Source organism: Polynucleobacter rarus (assembly GCF_003072505.1).
Classification (GTDB): domain Bacteria; phylum Pseudomonadota; class Gammaproteobacteria; order Burkholderiales; family Burkholderiaceae; genus Polynucleobacter; species Polynucleobacter rarus.
Genome location: NZ_NTGB01000001.1, coordinates 2,023,729 through 2,045,799, shown reverse-complemented (window position 1 = coordinate 2,045,799; position 22,071 = coordinate 2,023,729). Strand labels below are relative to the sequence as shown.

The 22,071-nt window shown below is 41.4% G+C and carries 23 protein-coding genes; 14 read left to right on the top strand and 9 right to left on the bottom strand.

Annotation, left to right across the window (positions count from 1 at the left end):
- The first annotated feature begins 14 nt into the window (after positions 1 to 14).
- Both AOC35_RS09725 and AOC35_RS09720 read left to right on the top strand, forming a co-directional pair.
- On the top strand, positions 15 to 836 hold the full coding sequence (locus AOC35_RS09725) for a peptidylprolyl isomerase (protein ID WP_108646895.1): 822 nt from the start codon (positions 15 to 17) through the stop codon (positions 834 to 836).
- Between the two features lie 232 nt (positions 837 to 1,068).
- On the top strand, positions 1,069 to 1,398 hold the full coding sequence (locus tag AOC35_RS09720; protein WP_425440644.1) for a zinc ribbon domain-containing protein: 330 nt from the start codon (positions 1,069 to 1,071) through the stop codon (positions 1,396 to 1,398).
- A gap of 216 nt (positions 1,399 to 1,614) precedes the next feature.
- On the opposite strand, the gene ahpF is transcribed toward AOC35_RS09720, so the two are convergent.
- Together ahpF and ahpC are read right to left on the bottom strand one after the other, a co-directional pair.
- Positions 1,615 to 3,192, bottom strand: coding sequence for an alkyl hydroperoxide reductase subunit F (gene ahpF / locus AOC35_RS09715; RefSeq protein ID WP_108646894.1), 1,578 nt, complete (start codon positions 3,190 to 3,192; stop codon positions 1,615 to 1,617).
- 127 nt (positions 3,193 to 3,319) lie between these two features.
- Entirely contained in the window at positions 3,320 to 3,883 is a 564-nt protein-coding gene (gene ahpC, locus AOC35_RS09710; protein ID WP_108646893.1) for an alkyl hydroperoxide reductase subunit C, read from the bottom strand.
- Between the two features lie 122 nt (positions 3,884 to 4,005).
- Between ahpC and AOC35_RS09705 the strand changes: the two genes are divergently transcribed.
- Both AOC35_RS09705 and AOC35_RS09700 read left to right on the top strand, forming a co-directional pair.
- Positions 4,006 to 4,896 (top strand): hydrogen peroxide-inducible genes activator, encoded by an 891-nt coding sequence (locus tag AOC35_RS09705; RefSeq protein ID WP_108646892.1) that lies wholly within the window; start codon positions 4,006 to 4,008, stop codon positions 4,894 to 4,896.
- A gap of 32 nt (positions 4,897 to 4,928) precedes the next feature.
- The gene (locus tag AOC35_RS09700; protein WP_108646891.1) at positions 4,929 to 5,723 is read left to right on the top strand and encodes a DODA-type extradiol aromatic ring-opening family dioxygenase; all 795 of its coding nucleotides are present in this window, start codon (positions 4,929 to 4,931) and stop codon (positions 5,721 to 5,723) included.
- Between the two features lie 108 nt (positions 5,724 to 5,831).
- Here the strand turns inward: AOC35_RS09700 and AOC35_RS09695 are convergent, their stop codons facing one another.
- The gene (locus tag AOC35_RS09695; RefSeq protein ID WP_108646890.1) at positions 5,832 to 7,109 is read right to left on the bottom strand and encodes an NRAMP family divalent metal transporter; all 1,278 of its coding nucleotides are present in this window, start codon (positions 7,107 to 7,109) and stop codon (positions 5,832 to 5,834) included.
- Between the two features lie 235 nt (positions 7,110 to 7,344).
- On the opposite strand from AOC35_RS09695, the gene AOC35_RS09690 reads away from it, so the two are divergent.
- From AOC35_RS09690 to AOC35_RS09680, 3 genes are all read left to right on the top strand, one after another.
- Positions 7,345 to 9,660, top strand: coding sequence for a heavy metal translocating P-type ATPase (locus AOC35_RS09690; protein ID WP_108646889.1), 2,316 nt, complete (start codon positions 7,345 to 7,347; stop codon positions 9,658 to 9,660).
- A 505-nt stretch (positions 9,661 to 10,165) separates the two neighbouring features.
- A complete protein-coding gene (locus AOC35_RS09685) occupies positions 10,166 to 10,699 on the top strand; it encodes a helix-turn-helix domain-containing protein (protein ID WP_159077543.1) in 534 nt (177 codons plus the stop codon).
- On the top strand, positions 10,692 to 11,399 hold the full coding sequence (locus tag AOC35_RS09680; RefSeq protein ID WP_108646887.1) for a VapC50 family PIN domain-containing toxin: 708 nt from the start codon (positions 10,692 to 10,694) through the stop codon (positions 11,397 to 11,399). The genes AOC35_RS09685 and AOC35_RS09680 overlap by 8 nt, the downstream gene beginning before the upstream one ends.
- Positions 11,400 to 11,552: 153 nt before the next feature.
- Here AOC35_RS09680 and AOC35_RS09675 read toward each other — a convergent pair whose 3' ends face one another.
- A complete protein-coding gene (locus tag AOC35_RS09675) occupies positions 11,553 to 12,401 on the bottom strand; it encodes a 3-hydroxybutyryl-CoA dehydrogenase (protein WP_108646886.1) in 849 nt (282 codons plus the stop codon).
- A 67-nt stretch (positions 12,402 to 12,468) separates the two neighbouring features.
- Positions 12,469 to 12,849 (bottom strand): nuclear transport factor 2 family protein, encoded by a 381-nt coding sequence (locus AOC35_RS09670; protein WP_108646885.1) that lies wholly within the window; start codon positions 12,847 to 12,849, stop codon positions 12,469 to 12,471.
- Positions 12,850 to 12,952: 103 nt separating this feature from the next.
- Between AOC35_RS09670 and otnI the strand changes: the two genes are divergently transcribed.
- Both otnI and ribA read left to right on the top strand, forming a co-directional pair.
- A complete protein-coding gene (gene otnI / locus AOC35_RS09665) occupies positions 12,953 to 13,753 on the top strand; it encodes a 2-oxo-tetronate isomerase (RefSeq protein WP_108646884.1) in 801 nt (266 codons plus the stop codon).
- A 102-nt stretch (positions 13,754 to 13,855) separates the two neighbouring features.
- Positions 13,856 to 14,458, top strand: coding sequence for a GTP cyclohydrolase II (ribA, locus tag AOC35_RS09660; RefSeq protein ID WP_108646883.1), 603 nt, complete (start codon positions 13,856 to 13,858; stop codon positions 14,456 to 14,458).
- 20 nt (positions 14,459 to 14,478) lie between these two features.
- Here the strand turns inward: ribA and AOC35_RS09655 are convergent, their stop codons facing one another.
- From AOC35_RS09655 to uraH, 4 genes are all read right to left on the bottom strand, one after another.
- Positions 14,479 to 14,988 (bottom strand): ureidoglycolate lyase, encoded by a 510-nt coding sequence (locus AOC35_RS09655; protein ID WP_245898473.1) that lies wholly within the window; start codon positions 14,986 to 14,988, stop codon positions 14,479 to 14,481.
- Positions 14,985 to 15,992 carry an allantoicase gene (gene alc / locus AOC35_RS09650; RefSeq protein ID WP_211307502.1) on the bottom strand — a complete coding sequence of 336 codons (1,008 nt, stop codon included), beginning with the start codon at positions 15,990 to 15,992 and terminating at the stop codon, positions 14,985 to 14,987. Before alc ends, AOC35_RS09655 begins: the two co-directional genes overlap by 4 nt.
- Before the next feature lie 14 nt (positions 15,993 to 16,006).
- The gene (locus AOC35_RS09645) at positions 16,007 to 17,191 is read right to left on the bottom strand and encodes a urate hydroxylase PuuD (RefSeq protein ID WP_108646881.1); all 1,185 of its coding nucleotides are present in this window, start codon (positions 17,189 to 17,191) and stop codon (positions 16,007 to 16,009) included.
- A gap of 118 nt (positions 17,192 to 17,309) precedes the next feature.
- Positions 17,310 to 17,663: a hydroxyisourate hydrolase gene (uraH, locus tag AOC35_RS09640; protein ID WP_108646880.1), complete on the bottom strand. Its 354-nt coding sequence runs from the start codon at positions 17,661 to 17,663 to the stop codon at positions 17,310 to 17,312.
- A 174-nt stretch (positions 17,664 to 17,837) separates the two neighbouring features.
- On the opposite strand from uraH, the gene puuE reads away from it, so the two are divergent.
- The 5 genes from puuE (at position 17,838) to AOC35_RS09615 (ending at position 22,041) form a co-directional block, all read left to right on the top strand.
- The gene (puuE, locus tag AOC35_RS09635) at positions 17,838 to 18,767 is read left to right on the top strand and encodes an allantoinase PuuE (RefSeq protein WP_108646879.1); all 930 of its coding nucleotides are present in this window, start codon (positions 17,838 to 17,840) and stop codon (positions 18,765 to 18,767) included.
- 38 nt (positions 18,768 to 18,805) lie between these two features.
- Entirely contained in the window at positions 18,806 to 19,312 is a 507-nt protein-coding gene (uraD, locus tag AOC35_RS09630) for a 2-oxo-4-hydroxy-4-carboxy-5-ureidoimidazoline decarboxylase (RefSeq protein WP_108646878.1), read from the top strand.
- Positions 19,313 to 19,463: 151 nt separating this feature from the next.
- Positions 19,464 to 20,489, top strand: a complete 1,026-nt coding sequence (locus AOC35_RS09625) for an ABC transporter substrate-binding protein (RefSeq protein WP_108646877.1) — start codon at positions 19,464 to 19,466, stop codon at positions 20,487 to 20,489.
- On the top strand, positions 20,489 to 21,286 hold the full coding sequence (locus AOC35_RS09620; RefSeq protein ID WP_108646876.1) for an ABC transporter ATP-binding protein: 798 nt from the start codon (positions 20,489 to 20,491) through the stop codon (positions 21,284 to 21,286). The genes AOC35_RS09625 and AOC35_RS09620 overlap by 1 nt, the downstream gene beginning before the upstream one ends.
- Positions 21,283 to 22,041 carry an ABC transporter permease gene (locus AOC35_RS09615; protein WP_108646875.1) on the top strand — a complete coding sequence of 253 codons (759 nt, stop codon included), beginning with the start codon at positions 21,283 to 21,285 and terminating at the stop codon, positions 22,039 to 22,041. Before AOC35_RS09620 ends, AOC35_RS09615 begins: the two co-directional genes overlap by 4 nt.
- Positions 22,042 to 22,071 lie beyond the last annotated feature (30 nt).

Below are 22,071 nucleotides of genomic sequence, written 5' to 3'. Positions count from 1 at the left end.
ATAAAAAGGTAATAATGAAAATTCAGCAAAATATTCTAATTAGCATTTTGGCTATGCTAGTCTCTAGTGGTGTTTATGCCCAATCTCAATCGAATTCTGGGGTAGTTGCGACAGTTAATGGCGTCAAAGTATTAAATAAAGATTTGGAGTTGATGGTCAAAACAGCTGAGGCTTCGGGAGCTAAAGATTCACCAGATCTACGCAATGCGATTCTGAATGATCTCGTTATTCGTGAGGCAATTTTGCAAGATGTTAAAAAGAATAATCTTGAAAAACGAGGTGATAATGAATCCCGCATAAAAATTGCTAACCAAAACATCCTAATTGATTTATGGTTTGCAGAATTTATGAAAGCCCATCCAATTACTGATACTGAAATCAGAGCTGAATATGATCGTCAGGCTGCGATCACTAAAGAGGGTAAAAACTCTAACGAATACAAAATCTCACAAATTATTTTGGGTTCCGAGTCTGACGCAAATGATGTGATTGCTAAGCTCAATAGTGGGTCCAATTTTAATCAGCTTGCCAAAGAGAAATCTTTGGACAAACAAAGTGCAGCGAATGGCGGAGAAATACCTAATTGGATATTACCCGATCAGCTCGTCCCCCCACTAGGTGATACCGTAATTGGTCTTACTAAAGGAAAAGTTGCAACGAAAGCAGTTCGAAGCAACTTGGGATGGCATATTGTCAGACAAGATGATATGCGTAAATTTAAATTACCTACTTTTGAAGAGTCGAAAAATATTATCTCTCAGTCAATCCTTAATCGCCGTAAGCAAGAGGCTATTTCTGAGCTGATGAAAAAAGCTACGGTAGTACCTACTAAATAACAGATTTGTTCTGTAAAGACCATCCGATCAATTCGGAGGGTCTTTTTAATTTATCTAATTAATTTATCTAATCGTGCGGAAAACCTCGTCGTTCAAGGCGAGGATGAATAGCACGGACATCCTGTCTGTCCTAGACCTTTCTAAGTACGCTTCTGACCCAACCATTAGATTCAGCTATACCGTCTTAGCAAACCTACTTCCGCTGGGGAAGCAAGATCCGAATCTTTCCTGACTGAAAGAGTCCCCAAGTCAAGCCTTACAGCAAACCCTGAAAGACCTAGAGCGCGCCTATATAAACTTTTTCTCTAAGCGTGCTCAGGGGTGGGGTGAATTTAGGTGGCAACTTGAGTACAAGATGACTTGGCGAGGAGGTATTTTGCTAGCCGTGCCACCGCACAGCACCAGCCGCATCTGCACGGGTTGTGGTCATCTATCGAAAGACAATCGCAAGACGCAAGCCAAGTTCGAGTGCGTAGAGTGTGGCGATGAGAATCACGCCGATCTGGTGGGTTCAATCAATATTTTAGAGCGAGGACATCGTTTTTTAGCCTGTGGAGAGTAGGTGCAGTCAGACCACTCTGTGAAGCAGGAGCCCGCCGAAGTGACTCAAGCTCTAGCAGCGAGAGCGCAGTAGGAATCTCCGTCCTTTCAGGCGGGGAGGCTGTCAAGTCCGCGATCCGGATCAAAATCTGATTCAAATTAGTGAGTTAATCTAAAAAACTCTCAATCCATCAACTGAATTGAGAGTTTTTTCTAACTTGATGCTTTGAAGACTCGATTACGCTGCAATTTTTTCTGCTGGTACTTCTATAGGTGAGCGAATGAGGAAATCAAATGCTGATAAAGATGCCTTAGCTCCTTCGCCCATCGCAATGATAATTTGCTTAAATGGGATAGTCGTACAGTCACCCGCTGCAAAAACACCAGGAAGAGATGTCTCACCTTTTGGATCAATCATAATTTCGCCACGAGGAGACAATTCAACTGTACCTTTGAGCCAATCAGTATTTGGTAAAAGACCAATTTGCACAAAGATACCTTCAAGTGTAATGACTTTTTCTTCTTTTGTTGCACGGTCTTCATAACGTAAACCATTCACTTTTTGGCCATCACCCAATACTTCTTTACTTAGTGCATTCGTAATCACCGTGACGTTAGCTAAGCTAAAGAGTTTTTTCTGCAAGACAGCATCAGCACGCAACTTTGTATCAAACTCAATCAAGGTGACATGACTCACTACACCTGCCAAATCGATCGCAGCTTCTACACCAGAGTTACCACCGCCGATGACAGATACACGCTTACCTTTAAATAAAGGACCATCACAGTGCGGGCAATATGCAACCCCTTTGTTCCTATATTCCTGTTCACCAGGCACATTCATTTCTCTCCAACGTGCACCAGTACTGATGATGACCGATTTGGATTTTAAGACGGCCCCATTTGCGATCGTTACTTCAAAGCCGTTGTTGGTTTTATTTAGTGCAGTCGCGCGTTGCAAATTCATGACATCCACTTCATATTCTTTGACGTGTTGCTCTAAGGCTTGGACTAACTTAGGTCCTTCAGTTTCTTTTACAGAAATAAAGTTTTCAATCCCGAGAGTATCCATGACCTGGCCACCAAAACGCTCCGCTAATATACCTGTACGAATTCCTTTACGAGCAGCGTAGATGGATGCTGACGCTCCTGCAGGACCACCACCAATGATGAGCACATCAAACGCTTCTTTAGCGTTTAATTTCTGTGCATCTTTCTCAGGGCTACTTGTGTCGAGTTTAGCAATAATCTCTTCAACAGTCATCCGACCTTGTCCAAAGTTTTCACCGTTCAGCATGACTGTCGGTACTGCCATGATCTGGTGTTCATTTACCAAGTCCTGATAAATGGCTCCATCAATCATGACGTGTTCGATATCTGGATTCAGTGCTGCCATGAGATTGAGGGCTTGTACTACGTCTGGACAGTTGTGGCATGAAAGAGAGATAAAGGTCTCAAATTTTAATTTGCCACTCATATGACGAATACGTTCAATGATGTCAGCTTCTACCTTTGGTGGGTAACCACTGGCTTGTAAGATTGCCAAGATAAATGAAGTCATTTCATGACCCATTGGCAAACCAGCAAAGGTAATACGTGCTTCATCACCAACCTTACCTACGGTAAAACTAGGCACCTTTTGTGCAGAGCCGTTGGTCTGGACAGTAATTTTTTCAGACTGCTCAGCAACTTCGTTAAGTAGTGTCAACATTTCAGATGAGACGGATGAGTCATCTAATGTGGCGGTCAAGACGATGGGTTGTACGATTCTTTCAAAATACCCTTTTAATTGCGCTTTTATGTTGTTATCTAACATGATGTTTCCTTTATTTAAAATAAATGAATACGAGTGAATTGAGTTAATTCCTTAAGTGAGTCCATTGGACAGAATCGCTTTCTCTCCAATAGACTCTCCGAAGAGAGTCTATGTTGAATCTAATTAATTAGATTTTTCCAACTAAGTCTAAAGATGGAGTCAAAGTCTGTGCGCCTTCTTTCCATTTAGCTGGACATACTTCACCTGGGTGAGCAGCAGTATATTGAGCAGCTTGTAATTTACGTAATGTCTCTGATACATCACGAGCGATTTCATTGGAATGAATCTCAGCAGTCTTAATCATGCCCTCTGGATTGATGATGAATGTTCCGCGGAGTGCTAAACCTTCTTCTTCAATATGAACACCGAAAGCGCGTGTTAAAGCATGTGTTGGATCGCCAACGAGTGGGAATTGTGCTTTGCCAACTGCTGGTGAAGTTTCGTGCCATACTTTGTGTGAGAACTGTGTATCAGTTGTAATGATGTAAACTTCTGTACCTGCTTTTTGGAAAGCAGCATAGCTATTAGCAGCATCTTCAATTTCAGTTGGGCAGTTAAATGTGAAAGCTGCAGGCATGAAAATAAATACTGACCATTTTCCTTTGAGGGACTCTTCTGTTACTGTAATGAACTTGCCATTGTGAAAAGCTTGGTTTTTAAATGGTGCTACTTGTGTATTAATAAGTGACATGGTTTTTCCTATAATAAAATTAAAGTGGGTTACGACAGATGCTATTGTGTAGTATTGTCGAATAGTTGTAAATTGAATAAAATTGATCTTGTTAATCGATTTTATTGATAAAGAGGAAATTCATGGCTGCAATACCAACTATCAAGCAGTTACGCTATTTACAGGCGTTAAATAAAACCCTTAGTTTTACTGAGGCAGCTGCACTTTGCTTTGTTGGTCAATCCACTTTAAGTGCAGGTTTGAAAGAACTTGAAACTACTTTAGGGGTACAGTTAGTTGAAAGAGATAAACAAACTGTCTCGATTACCCCAATCGGTCAAGAAGTGATCGATCGAGCAGAACGTCTGCTAGCGCAAGCTGATGATTTAGTTGATTTTGTCGATAGTTATGCTGGTTCCATGGTTGGTGTGATTAAACTCGGCGTCATCCCAACCATAGCCCCTTTCATATTACCAACTCTGATGCCGAAAATGAGGGAACAATACCCTGATTTACAAATTGCCTTAAGAGAAGACTTATCAGGAAATTTAATAAATAAATTAGATCGACATGAACTGGATTTTGCATTGATTGCCCTACCTTATGATACCGAGGGATTTTTAGTCAAAGAGCTGTTCGATGATGAGTTTTGGTTAATTGCGAAAGAGGGCGATCCGATCTTTAACAAGAAAGATCTCCATTTAAGCCATCAGATGAGTGATCGTATTTTATTACTCGAGGACGGTCACTGTATTCGGGAACACACCTTAAAAGCTTGTCGTAGAAGTGAACTTGTGAGCCATAATGGCATTGAGGCGACCAGTTTATTGACATTAGTACAAATGGTGGAGTCGGGTTTAGGAATTGCCTTATTGCCTAAAATGGCAGTACATTCAGGATTGTTAAGTAATACGCAGTTAATTGCCAGACCACTAGCAATCCCAACGCCGAAGCGAAAAATTGCCTTGATTGCTAGACCATCTACGGCCAGGATTGAAGAGTTTAATGCCTTAGTTAAAGTAATCAAGAGCTAACTATTTCAAGTTTTATTTAGAAAGAGACCAATATGCCTTTACCAATTGCGCCACTATCATTTATTTCACACGGTGCACCTACCTTTGCATTGGAACCAGGAGTGCTTGGGCAAGAATTAAATATGATTGGGAAGAGCCTCACTAATATCAACGCCATTTTGGTTGTTTCTCCACATTGGCAGACAGACGTCTTGGAAGTCATGACAACTGCTAAGCCAGAAACAATTCATGATTTTTATGGGTTCCCTAAGCCTCTGTACGAATTAAATTATCCAGCGCTTGGAAGCCCTTCAGTCGCATCGCACGTGTTAGATGTTTTAAAACAAGCGGGTTTTCAAGTTCATGAAAATAATACACGGGGCTTGGATCATGGTGCTTGGACGCCACTCATGCACCTATTACCTGAGGCAAATTTACCAGTGTTTCAAGTATCTCTACCCCATTCTTTTGATTCGCGTGATTCTTACCATTTAGGGCAAGCAATTGCTGGTTTGCGATCAGAGGGAGTTTTGCTTCTTTGCTCAGGTAGTATGACTCATAATTTAAGCGACTTAAGACTGGGTTCACAAGGTGATTTGCCCTATGTGAAGGAGTTTTCCGCTTGGGTTAATACGGCTATTGTTGAGGACAGACTCGAAGAACTTTTGAATTATCGACAATGTGCACCAAATGCCTTAAGAGCTCATCCAACAGAAGAACATTTCTTACCCTTGTTTATTGCCTTAGGTGCCAGATTCGCAAATGATCAACTTGAAATGATTGATGGTGGTATTAGTTATGGAATCCTAGCAATGGATGCGCTACTTTGGAACAATCAAAATCTCTAAAATAATGCAGCCAATCATACAAAAAATAACTCCAATACTCTACCGGTTCAGTATATTTTTGACCTATTCCTTTTTAGATGATCCAGCGATGTTAGCTTTTGCTTTTACCTAAAATTGAAGAAACATCAGAGCGACTGCCAATAACATGATGAAAGTTGCAAGCCAACCCAGAAAACTAATATGCCACGGTAAAGATAACACGCCCATTACTTTTTTATTCGCAGATAAAATCATAATCACCAACATTAAAGGTACTGCAATAATGCCATTGGTGATCGCGCTCCATACCAAAGCTTTCATCGGACTAATGGATAAATACTGTAAAAAGATCGCTGCCCCAACACATAAGGTAATGGTTATATAAAAGCCTGGTGCTTCACGCCAATTTTTTTCTAAGCCCCAAGACCATCCCATGAGTTCTGATAAGGCATAGGATGCAGAGCCTGCTAAAACTGGTATACCTATTAGTCCAACCCCTAGCATACCGATTGCGAATAATTCAAATGCAAAGTCGCCAGCTAAGGGACGAAGCGCCATGGCTGCTTGAGCAGCAGTTTGAATATCATGTATACCAGCAGCAAACAAGGTGGCACCAGTCGCCAACACAATAAAGTAAGCGGAAACATTCGAGTAGAACATGCCAGACCAGGTATCCCAAGAAATGCGTTTGAGCTCTAATTGCGCTGTGCTTGTATCGGATACCAGTGGCCCACCGCCTGACTGGTTCATATCTTCTACCTCTTGGGAAGCTTGCCAAAAAAACAAGTAGGGACTGATGGTTGTACCAAAAATACCAACAATTATTGCCGCAGCGCCGGCATTCCATTCGAACTCGGGAAAAACGGTCTTTCTTAACGCCTCTGACCAATCAATATGAACTACAAAGAGAATTAACGCATAGGAAATTAAAGATAAAGTGAGCCACTTTAAGTACATCACATAGCGGTGATAAGGAATGAAAACCTGTAAGAAAATCGTCAAAAATGCAAAGGCGACTGCCATGAGATGTCGATTGAAACCTAATACTAATTCAGCCACCTCACCCATTGCCGCCACATCTGCCGCGATATTTAATGTGTTCGCGATCACTAAGAGGCTAACGACTAGCCATAGTATAACGGGTGGGAAATGGGTTTTAATATTCGCCGCTAGTCCCTTTCCGGTAACTCTCCCTAGCCTTGCACAAACCACCTGTATGCCGACCATCAAAGGAAAGGTGAGTGGGATAGTCCAGAGCATATTAAAGCCAAATTGAGCACCGGCTTGAGAGTAGGTGACAATTCCACTTGGATCGTCGTCAGCAACACCGGTTACAAGTCCAGGCCCAAATTTTGCTAAAGGATGTTCTTTGATTCGAAGAATTAAAGCTTTAAATCGACTTTGCATTGTCAGCACTTTGACTCTCGTAGTTTAGGATCTGAAATTTAAAATTATTATTAAAAAGATTAAAAGTACTCTTTCATTATGTACCTAATTTAAAAAATAATATGATTACGATTTCCAGCATTACGCAATTGAATTCACTAAAATACACATTTATTAAAATAGGGTGTACATTGAAAGATCAAGTCTTTTTCGTGTTGACTGTGCAACATAAAAAATTAGCTTCTAGGATTTCTATATGACTTCAAACCAACCGAATGAACAGAATTTAAATATAGATTTAAGAGATTTAGTCTGTGGCATGAAAACCAGCGAGCAATCAAAGCATCATACGATGTTTGAAGGTAAGCCTTACTATTTTTGTAGTGCAGGATGTTGCACAAAATTTTTAAAATCTCCCTCCACCTATCTTCACCCAGAAACTCAAAAAGAGATTCCTGTCGTTGCTGGTTCGATCTATACCTGCCCAATGCATCCAGAGGTCATTCAAGACCATCCTGGTAGTTGTCCAAAATGCGGCATGGCACTAGAAGCAATGATTCCTGATTTAGACGAGGAAGAAAGTCCCGAGTTAATTGATTTTCTTAAGCGCTTTTGGTACTCATTACCCCTAACCCTTATTGTTTTTGTATTAGCCATGTTTGGTCATCAGTTACATTTGTTAGAAATGAGCCAACAGTCTTGGGTAGAATTTTTGTTAGCAACCCCAGTTGTTTTATGGGCGGGATTACCATTTTTCGTTCAGGGGTGGAATTCAATCATCAATCGTAGTCCTAATATGTGGACCCTGATTAGCGCTGGGACGGGTACTGCTTATATTTATAGTGCTGTTGCAACGATTGCCCCAGAAATTTTTCCACAATCTTTTATTTCGATGGGGCGCGTATCAGTCTATTTTGAAGCGTCTGTTGTGATTATTTCTTTAACTTTATTAGGTCAAATTTTAGAGTTGAAGGCACGCTCTAAAACTTCTGCAGCGATTAAATCATTACTAGGGTTGGCACCTAAACAAGCAAGAATTATTCATTCAGACGGTATTGAGGAAGATATTGATTTAAATGATGTCGTGGTGGGTGATATTCTTCGTATTCGTCCTGGTGAAAAAGTCCCAGTTGACGGCGTGGTGGTGAGTGGTTCCAGTTCAGTTGATGAATCGATGTTAACGGGTGAGCCAATACCAGTGACAAAAAGTACCGGAGATGCATTAATTGGCGCGACGATGAATGCAAGCGGTGCTTTAATCATGCGTGCTGAAAAAGTCGGCTCAGCGACAGTACTTTCCCAAGTGATACAAATGGTGGCACTTGCCCAGCGTTCTAAGGCGCCGATGCAAAGAATGGCGGACCAAGTCTCTTCATATTTTGTTGTCTCTGTGGTTTCAATAGCAGTTCTCACCTTCTTCATTTGGGGGTTCTTTGGACCAAATCCAAGTTGGGTATTTGGACTCATTAATGCAGTATCTGTCATGATTATCGCGTGCCCTTGCGCCTTGGGTCTAGCTACCCCCATGTCAATTATGGTGGCAACAGGCAAGGCGGCTACTCAGGGAATATTATTTCGGGACGCTCAGGCAATTGAAAACCTTAAGAAAGTAGATACCCTCATTGTGGATAAAACGGGTACTTTAACTGAGGGTCATCCCACTTTTGTGGAAGCAATTGGTATCAATAATGTTAGCAATTTGGAAGTCTTGAGAATTGCGGCGAGTATAGATCAAGCTAGTGAACATCCTCTGGCTGCGGCCATTGTGACTGCCGCTAAAAAACAAAACTTAGTTTTGGATAAAGTTGAGAATTTCCAGTCACAAACTGGTATAGGTGTTCAAGGCCAAATAGAGAGTCAAATGATTAGTCTCGGCAATACTGCCTTCATGAATCAGTTAGGCATATCTATAGAAGCCCTTCAACTAAAAGCAGAGTTTTATCGAGAGAATGGAGCAAGTTCAATCTATCTTGCGATTGATCATGAGTTAAAAGGATTACTGGTTGTAAATGATGCTATTAAATCGACTACCTCAGAAGCATTAAAAAGATTAAAAGCGTCTGGTTTGAAAATTGTGATGGCTACTGGAGATGGCTTAACAACTGCAAAGGCAATTGGTCTTCAACTCGGTATTGATGAAGTTTACGGTGAGTACAAGCCGGCTGATAAATTAGCACTTGTGAAAAAATTTCAAGAAGAAGGTTTGATTGTCGCCATGGCAGGCGACGGTATTAATGATGCCCCGGCCCTTGCGCAGGCGGATATTGGAATTGCTATGGGCACAGGTACAGATGTAGCCATGAATAGTGCGCAGATTACCTTGGTGAAAGGTGATCTTCGTGGTATTGCGACAGCTATCAATATTTCGCACCAAACAGTGAACAATATGAAGCAGAATTTGCTTTTTTCATTGTTTTATAACGCTGTAGGTATTACTATCGCCGCAGGTGTGTTCTACCCTATAACGGGAGTCTTACTTTCACCGATGATCGCAGCACTCGCGATGAGCTTGAGTTCAGTTTCAGTGATTGGTAATGCGTTACGCTTGCAATTCACCAAGTCACAAGCTTAACTACCTGTGAAAAAAGGTGTGGTGTGAACCAAGCCGTTCGCTTAATCTATTGAAATTTCAGGGGCCATGTGCTCTGATGATTTGACAGAACCATTTCTGCGAAAGAAATCTTCCACAGCCAGCGACCCGGGGTCCGCACATGGATCAACCTCGACCCTGAGACTTGCCCGGCTAAGGTCGATGCCTGGGCAAAGGGTTCGATGCTGGCTGGGCTGCCACCTTTCGCTTCCTCACCTGGCTATGGACGGTCTTTGACTACGCCCGCTTGGTACAGGCCTATCCATAGCACCGTCTCCAACGAATCGGATCTCCTAATAGACCTGATTTGGTCGGATCGTTAATCTGTTGAAAAATGAACGGACTTCGCCCTGACCGCAAAGGGCCTCCAAGGAGGGGCTATGTCCTCCCTGTCCGGCCAAAGTTCCCCACAAAAGTCGGGGGTGGGGTTGAAGTTTTTCGAATTTCGAATATAATCGAAAAACAAATCGAAATAAGGTCAACGCCTATGCACTCCACTCTTAAAAAGACCAACCGTTCCAGTTCCGCCTTGGTTGGACTGGACATGCTGAGCCAAGTAGCGGAGTTGATCGCCGAAAAAATCCCCAATGGCACTTTGGACAAAGCAACCTTATCAAAGGCCTTGCATGACGTGCTCGACGCCCGTGACGAACATGGCAGGATGGCGCGCAAGCAAATCCAGTTGCACATCTTGGAGGTCAACGAGCTCCTCGCGTATGGGCGCCAATCCGGGCCGGAAGACCGATTGCTCTCTACTGAGCAAGCCGCTCAGATGATGATGAAGAGCCGCCCTTATGTGGCGATGCTTATCGATGCAGGAGAACTCGAAGGGGCCTCGGCGACACCCAAGGGGCATCGCCGAGTGCCAGAGTCCTCCGTTAGGGCATGGTTGAGTAAGCATGGGAAGGCTACTATGCCAGGCTCTTCCGACTACAAGGCTGCAGCAAGGGAGGCTGGTATGTATGCCATCGCAGAATCGGTCTACGTCGAAATCGCCGCGCCGGGCCGCGGTCGTGCCTGATCATCCGCTAACGCCGACGGGTTCTACCTACGCCATACTGGATGCGAACGCGCTTCTGCCGCCCAGACTGTCCGATGTACTGTTTGATCTTCGCGACCTCTATTTCCCGCGCTGGACCGTTGACATCGAAACGGAGTTTCTGCGGAATTGGGCGCAAGTGGTCAAAAGGCTCAAGGGCGCAGAACTTAAAGCCTATAAGGCGGCCTCTCCCCATGCCGACGACAAGTGCAAAGCCGAAAAAAGGTTGAACGCTTACCGCAATGCCGTTGGCGACGAATACAGGCTGATTGGTTATGGCGCCAATCACATCGCGAAACAGGTTCCAACCGCAGTCAACAAGGGTGACATCCACGTCGCGCAAGCGGCGATATTAATGCGCCACCTATTGGCTTGCGAGGGGATGGTCTCCGATAGGATTTTTCTGGTGTCCAGCAACGTCAAACACTTGGCGGCCAAAGACATGGCGGGGCTTGGCATCGAAGTGATACGTCCTGGCGCCTTCGTCGATCTGTTGTTCCAATCGGCCCAGGATCGGGTGTCCGAGGCGTTGGAAAAAGCCGTTTCCGACTTGACAAATCCGCCTTACACCAAGGGCGATCTGTTGGGTTCACTGAGCTTGCATGGGGCCAAGGCTACCGTCAAACACTTCTGCAAGGCTTGGAGTGTGAGGCGTCCACCTATTAAAGAGCGTCAGTTGTAGGGGCGGCCTCCATAGACCGCGCCACTTCGTGATTCTGCGGAAGGTTTTTTCTGCAAGGATTTGCCAAAAAAATGAGGGTGCGCCTCTAGTTTTAGGCATCCCCTCAAAATTTCAACAGATTAAACGAACGGCTTGGGTGTGACCAATACTTTTTTAGTATTGATAAACACCACGTCCCGTTTTACGTCCTAAGTAACCGGCATCGACCATTTCTCTGAGTAATGGGCAAGGGCGGTATTTGGAGTCATTAAAGTTATTAAAATAGACTTCCATAATCGCAAGACAAGTATCAAGACCAATTAAGTCCGCAAGAGCTAGGGGGCCAATCGGTTGGTTACAACCTAACTTCATGCCATTATCAATATCTTCAGCACTGGCTAAGCCTTCGCCTAAAACAAAAAATGCCTCATTAATCATGGGGACTAAAATTCGGTTAACTACGAACCCAGGTGCATTTTTCACGGTAATAGGCGTCTTGCCTAAACGGAGAGCTAAGTCATGAATACTTTGATGTGTTGCGTCGTCAGTTTGTAAACCACGGATGATTTCAACTAATGACATCAAGGGTACAGGATTAAAAAAATGCATCCCGATAACACGCGATGGATTGGAAATATTTGAAGCTAATTGGGTAACGGAAAGGGAAGACGTATTAGATGCGATGATGGTGTGAGCATCACAAACCCCATCAATTTGCTTCAGAATTTTTTCTTTGATGGGTTTGTTTTCAGTTGCAGCTTCAATCACAAGGTGTAAACCTTTTAGATCTGCATAATCGAGCGAAGGCTTAATTCTTGCCAGCGCAGCAGCTTTATCGTCAGCAGTCATTTTTTCTTTTTTGACTAAACGATCAAAACTAGAAGAAATACTTTGCATGCCTTTATCAATGGCGGCTTGATTGATGTCAATCATTATCACCTGCAGTCCACTTGCGGCTAGGACCTGAGTAATTCCATTGCCCATAATACCCGCACCAATCACACCGATAGATTCAATTACCATATTCTTTCCTAATGAAAAACTGACGATTTTTTCTTAATTTAAACCACAAGCATTTAATAAAAATTACTTATTTCTTTGCTGCTGGGGCACCATGTACCGCCAAGAGTTTCCAATCATTACCCTCAGCAATCCAAGTAGATTGATAGTGACTACTGATCTTATCTGGTTGGTCGATACGCATTACATCAGCTTGCATATTACCCATAATCAATGCGACTTGTTGATTACCGTTTGTAGAGATAATTACTCTTGGATTTGAAAAAACCACATTGGAGTATTTTACTAATTTCTTTTCGAACTTCTCTAGGTAAGTTTCTAGCGTATCTTCTACTCCTGAGCCGTGACGATAAATCATGGATGGATCGCAAAGGGCGCTAAATGCTGATTGATCTGCAGCTTCCATGGCGATGCGACGTTTTTCTTCAAAGGCTAAGACTGGGTGATTCATTTAGTTCTCCTGGTTATTTGATATTCTATTAATTATTAGTTTAGCAATTTAATTTATTAAATTAGATAAATCCATCTCAACCAATGAAAAATGAGGTTAAAACATGTTCCAATTTGCAGCGAATTTAACCATGATGTATACAGAATTTGATTTTCTGGACCGCTTTTCTGCGGCGGCTCAAGATGGATTTAACGGGGTTGAAATTTTATTACCTTATGATTATTCGCCGGAGGTTTTGGCAAGTCAATTAAAGTCGAATCAATTAAAACTTGTTCTATTTAATGCTAAGGGGGGTGATTTTGCCAATGGTGAAAAAGGGATAGCGTGCATACCTGGCCGCGAACAAGAGTTTCGAGAAGGCTTTTTGGAAGCGCTAAATTACGCAGCTAAGTTAGATTGCCAACAGATTCATGTTCTAGCTGGTATCAAACCGGCAGGGGTTGATTATGCTGTTTTGTTAGAAACGTATTGTAAGAATATACTTTGGGCAACAGAGCAAGCCAAATCAACTGGAACTTTAGTATTAATTGAACCAATTAATACTAGAGATATGCCGAATTACTTTTTGAATTACCAAGCACAAGCTCATGAGATCGTTAAATCCATCGGTGCTGACAATTTACGGGTTCAACTTGATTTATATCATTGTCAAATCATGGAAGGTGATTTAGCCATGAAAATAAAACAGTATTTACCAACCGGACTTGTGAGTCATATACAGATTGCTGGGGTGCCAGAGCGTTTTGAACCTAATATCGGTGAAATTAACTACCCTTATTTGTTTTCATTGATTAAGAGCCTTGGTTATGAGGGATACATTGGTTGTGAATATCGTCCTAAAATCAAAAATACCGCCAATGACACGTCAATAGGACTAGATTGGCTCAGAAATTTGCAGCTTTAACCAACTACAAGCTATTTAAACTCAATAAAGGTCATTTAATCCGCAAATGTCTTTTGTAGATGCTTTCTGAATTATTGCTGTGATTAGTTTAAAATCTAGTCAATGAAAAATATTGAAATAGTGAATTGTTCACTCCCAACCGAGTATGGGCTCTTTCAGTTATATGTTAGAGACAACGGACAACCCGGTAACGAAAATGTGGCACTTGTGATGGGGGACGTTCAAAATGGTGAACCTGTCCTAACTCGACTCCATTCAGAATGCCTCACGGGTGATGTCTTTCATAGCTTGCGTTGCGATTGTGGTCCACAGCTCAATGAGGCGATGAAAATGATCGCTCAGGAGGGTCGTGGGGTGATTCTTTATCATCGTGAAGAGGGTCGGGGTATTGGCCTTCTGAATAAAGTCAAAGCTTACAAATTACAAGAAAATGGTGCCGATACGGTCGAGGCTAATATCATGTTAGGTTTTGATGTTGACGCCAGAGACTATAGAGATACAGCCCAACTGCTCCTAGATTTGGGCGTTACTTCTTTGCGTTTAATTACGAATAATCCCAAAAAAATAGAATCCTTGATTGAGTACGGCTTCATTATTGAAGACCGAATTCCTTTGCATGTTGGTCAATCTCCATTCAACTCCAATTATCGATTAACCAAAGAAGAAAAGATGGGCCACTTCAAAGATATTGAAATTGAAGAGTAATTAACTGCAATGACTGAGCTTTAATTGTCAATGACGACTGAAGAGCTGATAGGAATTTCATCACAGTTATTGCCAGGACCTGATCGATCAACCACGATAAAATCATTAATCTGATCCAAACTTATCAAAGGGTGATGCCAAACTCCCTTTTTATAGGTTACACCCTCAAATCCTTGAGCGATAAAAGCGCTCAGATTATTGATGATTTCTTCCTCACTCTCGCATTCCGCCGGAGCAACAACAATTAAATAACGTTGTCCTAAACTTGGATTTAAAGGAATAAACGTTTGCGAACCTAGTGGATGTCTTTCCATCACCTTCAGCGCAAACGGCAAATGAAAAGCCTGACCTCGAAACATACTGATAATTGTTTTACCATCTTGAGTGCTGGTATCCACTTGAGATAGGGCGTGAAAACGATCGGTAGAACCACCGTTGATTTTGAAATGATTGGCGTCTTCTAAGGTCAGAAAATCACCAAAACGTTCAAAATTTTGGTGATTGAGTGGAATTGAGTTAATCGATTTCACTTTAATTTACCCCATAGCCTTAAACGTGAAACACCACCATCAGGAAAGATATTGAGCCTTACATGGCTTACTTTACCTAAGGGGAGAATTTCTTGAGCATAATAATGTTGTTTATGCATTTCTAGCTTTTGTTCTTCGACCAAAGTTGGCCAAAACATACATTGAGTAACGAGAGAGCTATCTGTGCCTATTTGAACCATATTTGCTTGTAATGAAAAACGATCTGGGTAGTTTCCTTTGAAGTGACAAGTATCCACTTCAATTCGATCAATCACTGCAGGTCTTGCTAGTTGTATGACGCACCAGTCGTTACCGGGTTCGCGTCTTCTTCTGGTTTCCCAACCGTCACCCATGTTTTGTCCACGACCAGGCATCAACATATTACTTGCCAAGCCAAAATGTTGATTATTAACTGCAACAATTCTTGCACCATTTTCTGCGGCTGCGAAATCAATCTCCTCATTTGGGTTGACTGTGCTCCAATCGATTTCAGCATCACCATAAACTTTTAAACGTGCAATACCACCATCTGGAAAAATAGTAACTTTTAAATGGTTCATTTTAGTTGTTACAGGTATTTCAAAGTAGTGGTGTTGATTTGGGGATAAATTTTTTGGAGTTAATATTTCAAACCATTCAGTATTGCTGTGATTTGGGTCATTAGCAAAGCATCCCTTAATAGAAACTGCAGGAGCATAATTCCCGGTGAAGTGACTAGTATCCACATCAAAGCCGATAATTTTTCCAGGACGAGCGAGCTGAATGATGGCCCAATCTTCACCAACAGATCTTTTGCGCCTTGTTTCCCATCCATCCATCCATTTACCGTGGTCATCATATTTGCCAGGAATAAAAACGGCTGGTTCAGGGTTTAACATTCTTTCTAATGGACCAAAAAACTCATCGGAACAAATAACAGGCTTTGCTCCTAAGCGCAAATCGGCGAGATTTAAATGTTGCCTAGTAAATTCAGGTGCGTTGATATCTAGTTGAATTGCCATCATGTTCTCTCAATAAGTTATTTAGATCTTGATTGAAACCATAAATCAATCAAGTTTCTTTCTTCATCCGTGATGTTCGTTGCATTTCCCATCGGCATAATCTTGCTTACTACTACTTGTTGATGAATTAGCGCCGCTTGATCTTCGATTAATTGACGCTCATTTAAACGAATATTTTTGTTAGCGATTTGATTATTATGACAAACTACACAGCGCTCCTGAATGATAGCTTCCACTTTTTCAATTGTCGGAGGTGTTAATACAACTGTTTTCACTGGGCGATCAGGAGCAATCTTCCAAAAGCATAGAATTAGCAATACGATACTGATGATAAGACTTGGGTAATGTGGTTTATTTTTGTGCCTAGAAACAAAAAAATAACGGATCAAAGCACCGCTAGTCATGATCATCACCAGTACTAACCAATTATCTTTTGCCTGATAGGTCATGCTGTAGTGATTAGAAATCATACAAAACAAAACGGGCAGTGTAAAAAACGTATTGTGGACACTTCGTTGCTTCCCAATCATGCCGTGAACTGGATCAGCGGCCTCGCCGGCTTTGATGGAAGCGATTACTTTTTTCTGACCTGGAATAATCCAGAAAAATACATTGGCCGCCATGATGGTTGCCATCATGGCTCCAGTCATTAAAAAGGCGGCTCTACCTGAAAAAACATGACAAGCTATCCAAGTTGCGATGATGATATAAATAAATATACAAATCGCAACTTTTTTATCCGCCTTAGGACCTACACCAAAAAATTTACACAATTGGTTATAAATTAACCAACCAACCGTTAAATAGGCAAGTGCGGCGGCAATGGCAACATTACCCGAAATATCAGCAACTCTTGCGTCGACCAACATCACGCTAGCATTCGCCAAATAACTAACAGTAAAAAGGGCAATACCACTTAACCATGTTGAGTAAGCCTCCCAGTAAAACCAATGGAGATTGTTAGGGATCAGTTTAGGGGCAATGGCATATTTTTGAGGGTTGTAAAAACCACCCCCATGGACTGCCCATAATTCTCCACTCACTCCCAATTCTTTTAGTGCAGCCTCTTTGGGTGGGTGAAGGCTGTTATCCAGCCAAACAAAGTAAAAAGATGCGCCAATCCAAGCGATTCCAACAACTAGGTGGGTGCCTCTTAAAATGAGGTTCAGACTATCGATGAAAAAAGGAAATAAATATTCCATGAAAAATTCCTACTAAATTAAACAATATCATCTGCCACGGCGGGACTGCAGATGTAGTGGGTCGTGCCAATATATTTGGACTTTTCCGCGACGACCGATAATTTAACTAGTCAAATAATCATGAGCCTCTATAAGTTGAGTAACTCCAAGGTGTTACCAATAATGGAACGTGATAATGCGTATTTGCATCGGCTGCATAAAACTGAATCAATACTTTATTTAAAAAATGAGGTTCAGTAATTTTTAATGAAGAATTTTTGAAATATTGGCCAACATCAAACTCCAAAACATATTCCCCTGCAGTAAAGTCATTACCTTCAATTAATGGGCCATCACACCTGCCGTCATCATTCGTTATTTTTGTTGCAATTAACTTTTGAGTCTCGCCAGTTTTAAAATATAAATTAACACTAATGGACTTTCCTGGGATGCCTTGTGCGGTATCTAGAACGTGTGTAGTTAACCTGCCCATCTTATAGCCCAATTAATTAATGATTAAGCATATTATTACTCAAAACAAAAAGTTTCGAGGAAATAGTTCAGCACCAAAATAGTGTGAATGTTTTTTTTAATTTCTTTTAAAAATGATAATTAATAGTTATCATTTTGGCATATCAACGTAATAATTAAGTTTAAAAAAGTAAATATGAGTGATTATTATCCCCGAAATTTAATTGGTTATGGCAACCAGCCAATCCACCCAAAATGGCCGAATGGCGCCAGAATAGCCGTTCAATTTGTTCTCAATTATGAAGAGGGTGGTGAAAACTCGGTATTACATGGTGACAAAGCTTCTGAACAGTTTTTGTCTGAAATTATCGGCGCTGCAGCCTTTGAGGCTAGACATCTTTCGATGGAGTCCATTTATGAATACGGCTCTAGAGCAGGAGTCTGGCGCATATTGAATGAGTTTAAAAAAAGAAATTTAAACCTTACTGTCTTTGGTATTGGAATGGCGCTTGAACGGCATCCCGAGCTAGCGAAGACATTCGTTGATCTTGGCCATGAAATCGTTAGTCATGGATGGCGTTGGATTCATTATCAAGATATCGATCTGGATACCGAACGAGAACATATGCGTTTGGCCACCGAAAAGATTAAAGAAATTACTGGGGTCGCTCCATTAGGTTGGTATACCGGTCGAGATTCTCCCAATACAAGGGCATTGTTAGTTGAGCAGGGTGGGTATCTTTACGACTCAGATTATTATGGTGATGATTTACCCTTTTGGACAAAACAAACAACGAGTGATGGGACCGAGAAAGATCATCTGATTATTCCATACACATTAGATTCTAATGATATGCGCTTTGCCTCTCCTCAAGGATTCAATACGGCAGATCACTTTTATCAATATTTAAAAGATAGTTTTGATGTGTTGTACGCCGAAGGTGATCCTAATGGCCAAAATCAACCAAAAATGCTATCAATCGGGATGCACTGTCGGATTCTGGGGCGTCCAGGAAGATTTATCGCCTTACAAAAGTTTTTGGACTATATCGCCCAGAAGGAAGATGTTTGGGTTTGTCGTCGGATTGATATTGCTCATCATTGGTACCAACATCATCCTGCCTAACCTCTTTAATTCGAAGTAAAGTTTTGAATCGTTAAATAATGAAAATAGACCAAATTAATCAATTTAGTAAACATGAGTTTCTGGATGCCTTTAGTGGGATTTTTGAACATAGTCCTTGGGTTGCAGAGCAAGCATTTTCGATGATGCCTTTTATTTCGATGACAGATTTGCATGAAAAAATGGTTGCCATAGTCAGTCAGGCTAGTCATGAAATGCAACTCAAGTTAATTTGCGCTCATCCAGAGCTGGCTGGTAAAGCCGCGATTAAAAAGGAACTTACCGAGCACTCTCTGAATGAACAGAGCGGTGCTGGTTTGGATCAATGCTCTGCACAAGAGTATGAACTTCTTCAATCGCTGAACGCAAAATATCAATTGAAGTTTGGCTTCCCATTTATTTTGGCGGTTAAAGGACACAATCGGCAGAGCATTATTGAAAATTTCTCAAAGCGACAGGATAACGAAAAATCAGTAGAATTTTTGGAGTGTCTGCAGCAAATTTATAAAATTGCTAAATTTCGATTAGAGGTTTATGAGGGCTTATAAGTCATAGATGTAGAAGATTATTTGCACCATGTTGGGTAAGATGCGTGTTGTTTAAGTATTTTTACATCATATGAATACAGCATTCATATAAAGTTTAATCTGATGCGTAAAACTAATTTTTTTAACAAGCTTAATTAATACAGGACGAACCATGTCGATCAATTTTCAATTTTTAAAGCGCTTGCTGCTTGTTTTAACAATCGCTTATTCAGGTAATTCTTTTGCTCAAACCCCCATCAAGTTTCAGTTGGACTGGCGCTTTGAAGGCCCTGCAGCATTGTTTTTGCAGCCCGCAGCCAAAGGATACTTTAAGCAAGCTGGTTTAGATGTCAGTATCGATGCAGGTAATGGTTCAGGAAATGCTGTGAACCGGGTTGCCTCGGGTTCTTACGATATCGGTTTTGCTGATATGGCTGCGCTCATGGAGTTTTATGGTAACAATCCTGACGCACCCAACAAACCAGTAGCTGTAATGGTTGTCTATAACAATACCCCGGCTTCTGTTATTACGATTAAGGGATCGAATGTTAAGAAGATTTCTGATTTAACAGGTAAAAGATTAGGCGCACCAGTTTTTGATGCTGGCAGAAGATCATTCCAGCTTTTCCAAGATGCCAATAAATTAGGTCCAGTGAACTGGACTAGTATGGACCCTGCATTACGAGAAACTATGCTGGTTAAAGGTGATCTCGATGCGATTACAGGTTTTGGTTTTACATCTATTCTGAATCTTGAGGCCAGAGGAGTGAAGCCTGAAGATATTATTGATTTCCCATACGCAAAAAATGGTGTCAAACTTTACGGTAATGCAATTATTGTTTCACCAAAATTAATCAAAGAAAATCCTGCTGCAATTAAAGCGTTCCTTGAGGCGTTTACAAAGGGTGCAAAAGAGGTGATTGCAAATCCAGATGATGCTATTCAGTATGTCAAACAAAAAGATGGCATTATTAATGTGGATCTTGAAAAACGTCGCTTAAGACTTGCGATTAAAGATGCTGTTGTGACAGCGGATGCAAAGGCAGAAGGTTTCGGTACTTTATCCTTACCGCGATTAGCATTAATGGCTTCCCAAGTTTCAGATATCTATAAAACCAAGACCAGAGTAAATCCTGATCTAGTTTGGGATGGTTCTTTCCTTCCCTTAGCAAGCCTTAAAACAGTATTACCAAAATAATGTCTGATTCCTTTATAAAATTTGATGACGTTTCTCATGGGTACGGAGATTTGCCGGCCCAAGGGAAGTTTGCCGTAGAAAATATTTCATTAGAAGTTCATGCGGGTGGGTTTATTGCTATCGTAGGCCCATCAGGGTGCGGTAAGTCGACTTTCATGAAGTTGACAACGGGCTTACAAAAACCAAGTCGAGGAATGATTACGGTTGGTGGTAATCAGGTCAATGGTCCTTTGAGTTTTAGTGGAATGGCCTTTCAGGCTCCAACCCTACTACCTTGGCGCACAACACTCGATAATATTCTCCTACCCTTAGAAATCGTTGAGCCATTTCGATTTGATTTTCGTAAAAAAAAGGGTGAGTACATTGAGAGAGCCCTTAAGCTTCTAGAAAGTGTTGGTCTAAAAGGTTATGCGGATAAATTTCCTTGGGAACTTTCTGGTGGTATGCAACAACGTGCCAGTATTTGTCGAGCGCTAATTCATCAACCGAAGATGCTATTGCTTGATGAGCCATTTGGTGCTTTAGATGCTTTTACCCGTGAAGAGCTTTGGAATATTCTGAAAGATTTATGGACTGAGCAAAAATTTAATGTCATCTTGGTAACCCATGACTTAAGAGAAGCCGTTTACTTAGCTGATACAGTCTATGTGATGAGTAAAAGTCCGGGAAAGATTGTCTTTAAAAGAGAAATTGATTTGCCTCGTCCAAGGGATTTAGAAATCACCTACACGGAAGCATTTACAAGTATTGTGCATGAACTCAGAGGACACATTGGTTCAATAAGGTCCGGCAAATGAAAAAGAAAAATATCCTAGAAAAAAATGCAGCGCTAGTATTGTTTATTGCATTACTAGTAATTTGGCAACTCATCTGTTCAGTCTTCAAGGTCAGTGAATTTATCTTCCCAAGCCCAATTCAAATTGGTCAAAACCTTTTTGAGTTTAGGTTAGAAATCTTAAAACACTCATGGGTGACGTTTTGGACAACAATGGTTGGCTTTGGCATTTCAATAGTTGTTGGAGTATTGTTGGGTTTCCTGATTGGTTCGTCAAAGTTTGCTTATGACGCCCTCTATCCCATCATGACTGCTTTTAATGCACTGCCCAAGGCAGCCTTCGTACCGATTCTGGTTGTCTGGTTTGGTATTGGCGCTGGACCAGCGATTTTGACAGCTTTTTTAATTAGCTTTTTCCCTATTATGGTCAACATTGCAACAGCGCTTGCAACTATTGAACCAGAACTTGAAGACGTGTTGAGAGTTTTAGGAGCCAGTAAGAGGGACATCATTATTAAGATTGGTATGCCAAGGTGCCTGCCTTTTTTCTTCGCTAGTTTAAAAGTGGCTATTACCTTAGCGTTTGTTGGTACACCTGTGTCTGAGATGAGTGCCTCCAACGAAGGAATTGGTTATTTATTAATTTCAGCGGGATCCTCGATGCGGTTACCACTCGCTTTTGCTGGTCTTGTTTCCATTGGTGTCATGGCAATGAGTATGTATGAGCTGTTTGCTGTGATCGAACGCAAAAAGACCGCTTGGGCACATCGTAGTTAATTGTTAGTTATTGAAAATGAACTCTGTAGC

What these genes read in the sequence shown, in the direction of transcription:
- AOC35_RS09725 (WP_108646895.1), top strand. Translation starts at nt 15, where the DNA reads ATGAAAATTCAGCAAAATATTCTAATTAGCATTTTGGCTATGCTAGTC.
- ahpF (WP_108646894.1), bottom strand. Translation starts at nt 3,192, where the DNA reads ATGTTAGATAACAACATAAAAGCGCAATTAAAAGGGTATTTTGAAAGA.
- ahpC (WP_108646893.1), bottom strand. Translation starts at nt 3,883, where the DNA reads ATGTCACTTATTAATACACAAGTAGCACCATTTAAAAACCAAGCTTTT.
- AOC35_RS09705 (WP_108646892.1), top strand. Translation starts at nt 4,006, where the DNA reads ATGGCTGCAATACCAACTATCAAGCAGTTACGCTATTTACAGGCGTTA.
- AOC35_RS09700 (WP_108646891.1), top strand. Translation starts at nt 4,929, where the DNA reads ATGCCTTTACCAATTGCGCCACTATCATTTATTTCACACGGTGCACCT.
- AOC35_RS09695 (WP_108646890.1), bottom strand. Translation starts at nt 7,109, where the DNA reads ATGCAAAGTCGATTTAAAGCTTTAATTCTTCGAATCAAAGAACATCCT.
- AOC35_RS09690 (WP_108646889.1), top strand. Translation starts at nt 7,345, where the DNA reads ATGACTTCAAACCAACCGAATGAACAGAATTTAAATATAGATTTAAGA.
- AOC35_RS09685 (WP_159077543.1), top strand. Translation starts at nt 10,166, where the DNA reads ATGCACTCCACTCTTAAAAAGACCAACCGTTCCAGTTCCGCCTTGGTT.
- AOC35_RS09675 (WP_108646886.1), bottom strand. Translation starts at nt 12,401, where the DNA reads ATGGTAATTGAATCTATCGGTGTGATTGGTGCGGGTATTATGGGCAAT.
- AOC35_RS09670 (WP_108646885.1), bottom strand. Translation starts at nt 12,849, where the DNA reads ATGAATCACCCAGTCTTAGCCTTTGAAGAAAAACGTCGCATCGCCATG.
- otnI (WP_108646884.1), top strand. Translation starts at nt 12,953, where the DNA reads ATGTTCCAATTTGCAGCGAATTTAACCATGATGTATACAGAATTTGAT.
- ribA (WP_108646883.1), top strand. Translation starts at nt 13,856, where the DNA reads ATGAAAAATATTGAAATAGTGAATTGTTCACTCCCAACCGAGTATGGG.
- alc (WP_211307502.1), bottom strand. Translation starts at nt 15,992, where the DNA reads ATGATGGCAATTCAACTAGATATCAACGCACCTGAATTTACTAGGCAA.
- AOC35_RS09645 (WP_108646881.1), bottom strand. Translation starts at nt 17,191, where the DNA reads ATGGAATATTTATTTCCTTTTTTCATCGATAGTCTGAACCTCATTTTA.
- uraH (WP_108646880.1), bottom strand. Translation starts at nt 17,663, where the DNA reads ATGGGCAGGTTAACTACACACGTTCTAGATACCGCACAAGGCATCCCA.
- puuE (WP_108646879.1), top strand. Translation starts at nt 17,838, where the DNA reads ATGAGTGATTATTATCCCCGAAATTTAATTGGTTATGGCAACCAGCCA.
- uraD (WP_108646878.1), top strand. Translation starts at nt 18,806, where the DNA reads ATGAAAATAGACCAAATTAATCAATTTAGTAAACATGAGTTTCTGGAT.
- AOC35_RS09625 (WP_108646877.1), top strand. Translation starts at nt 19,464, where the DNA reads ATGTCGATCAATTTTCAATTTTTAAAGCGCTTGCTGCTTGTTTTAACA.
- AOC35_RS09620 (WP_108646876.1), top strand. Translation starts at nt 20,489, where the DNA reads ATGTCTGATTCCTTTATAAAATTTGATGACGTTTCTCATGGGTACGGA.
- AOC35_RS09615 (WP_108646875.1), top strand. Translation starts at nt 21,283, where the DNA reads ATGAAAAAGAAAAATATCCTAGAAAAAAATGCAGCGCTAGTATTGTTT.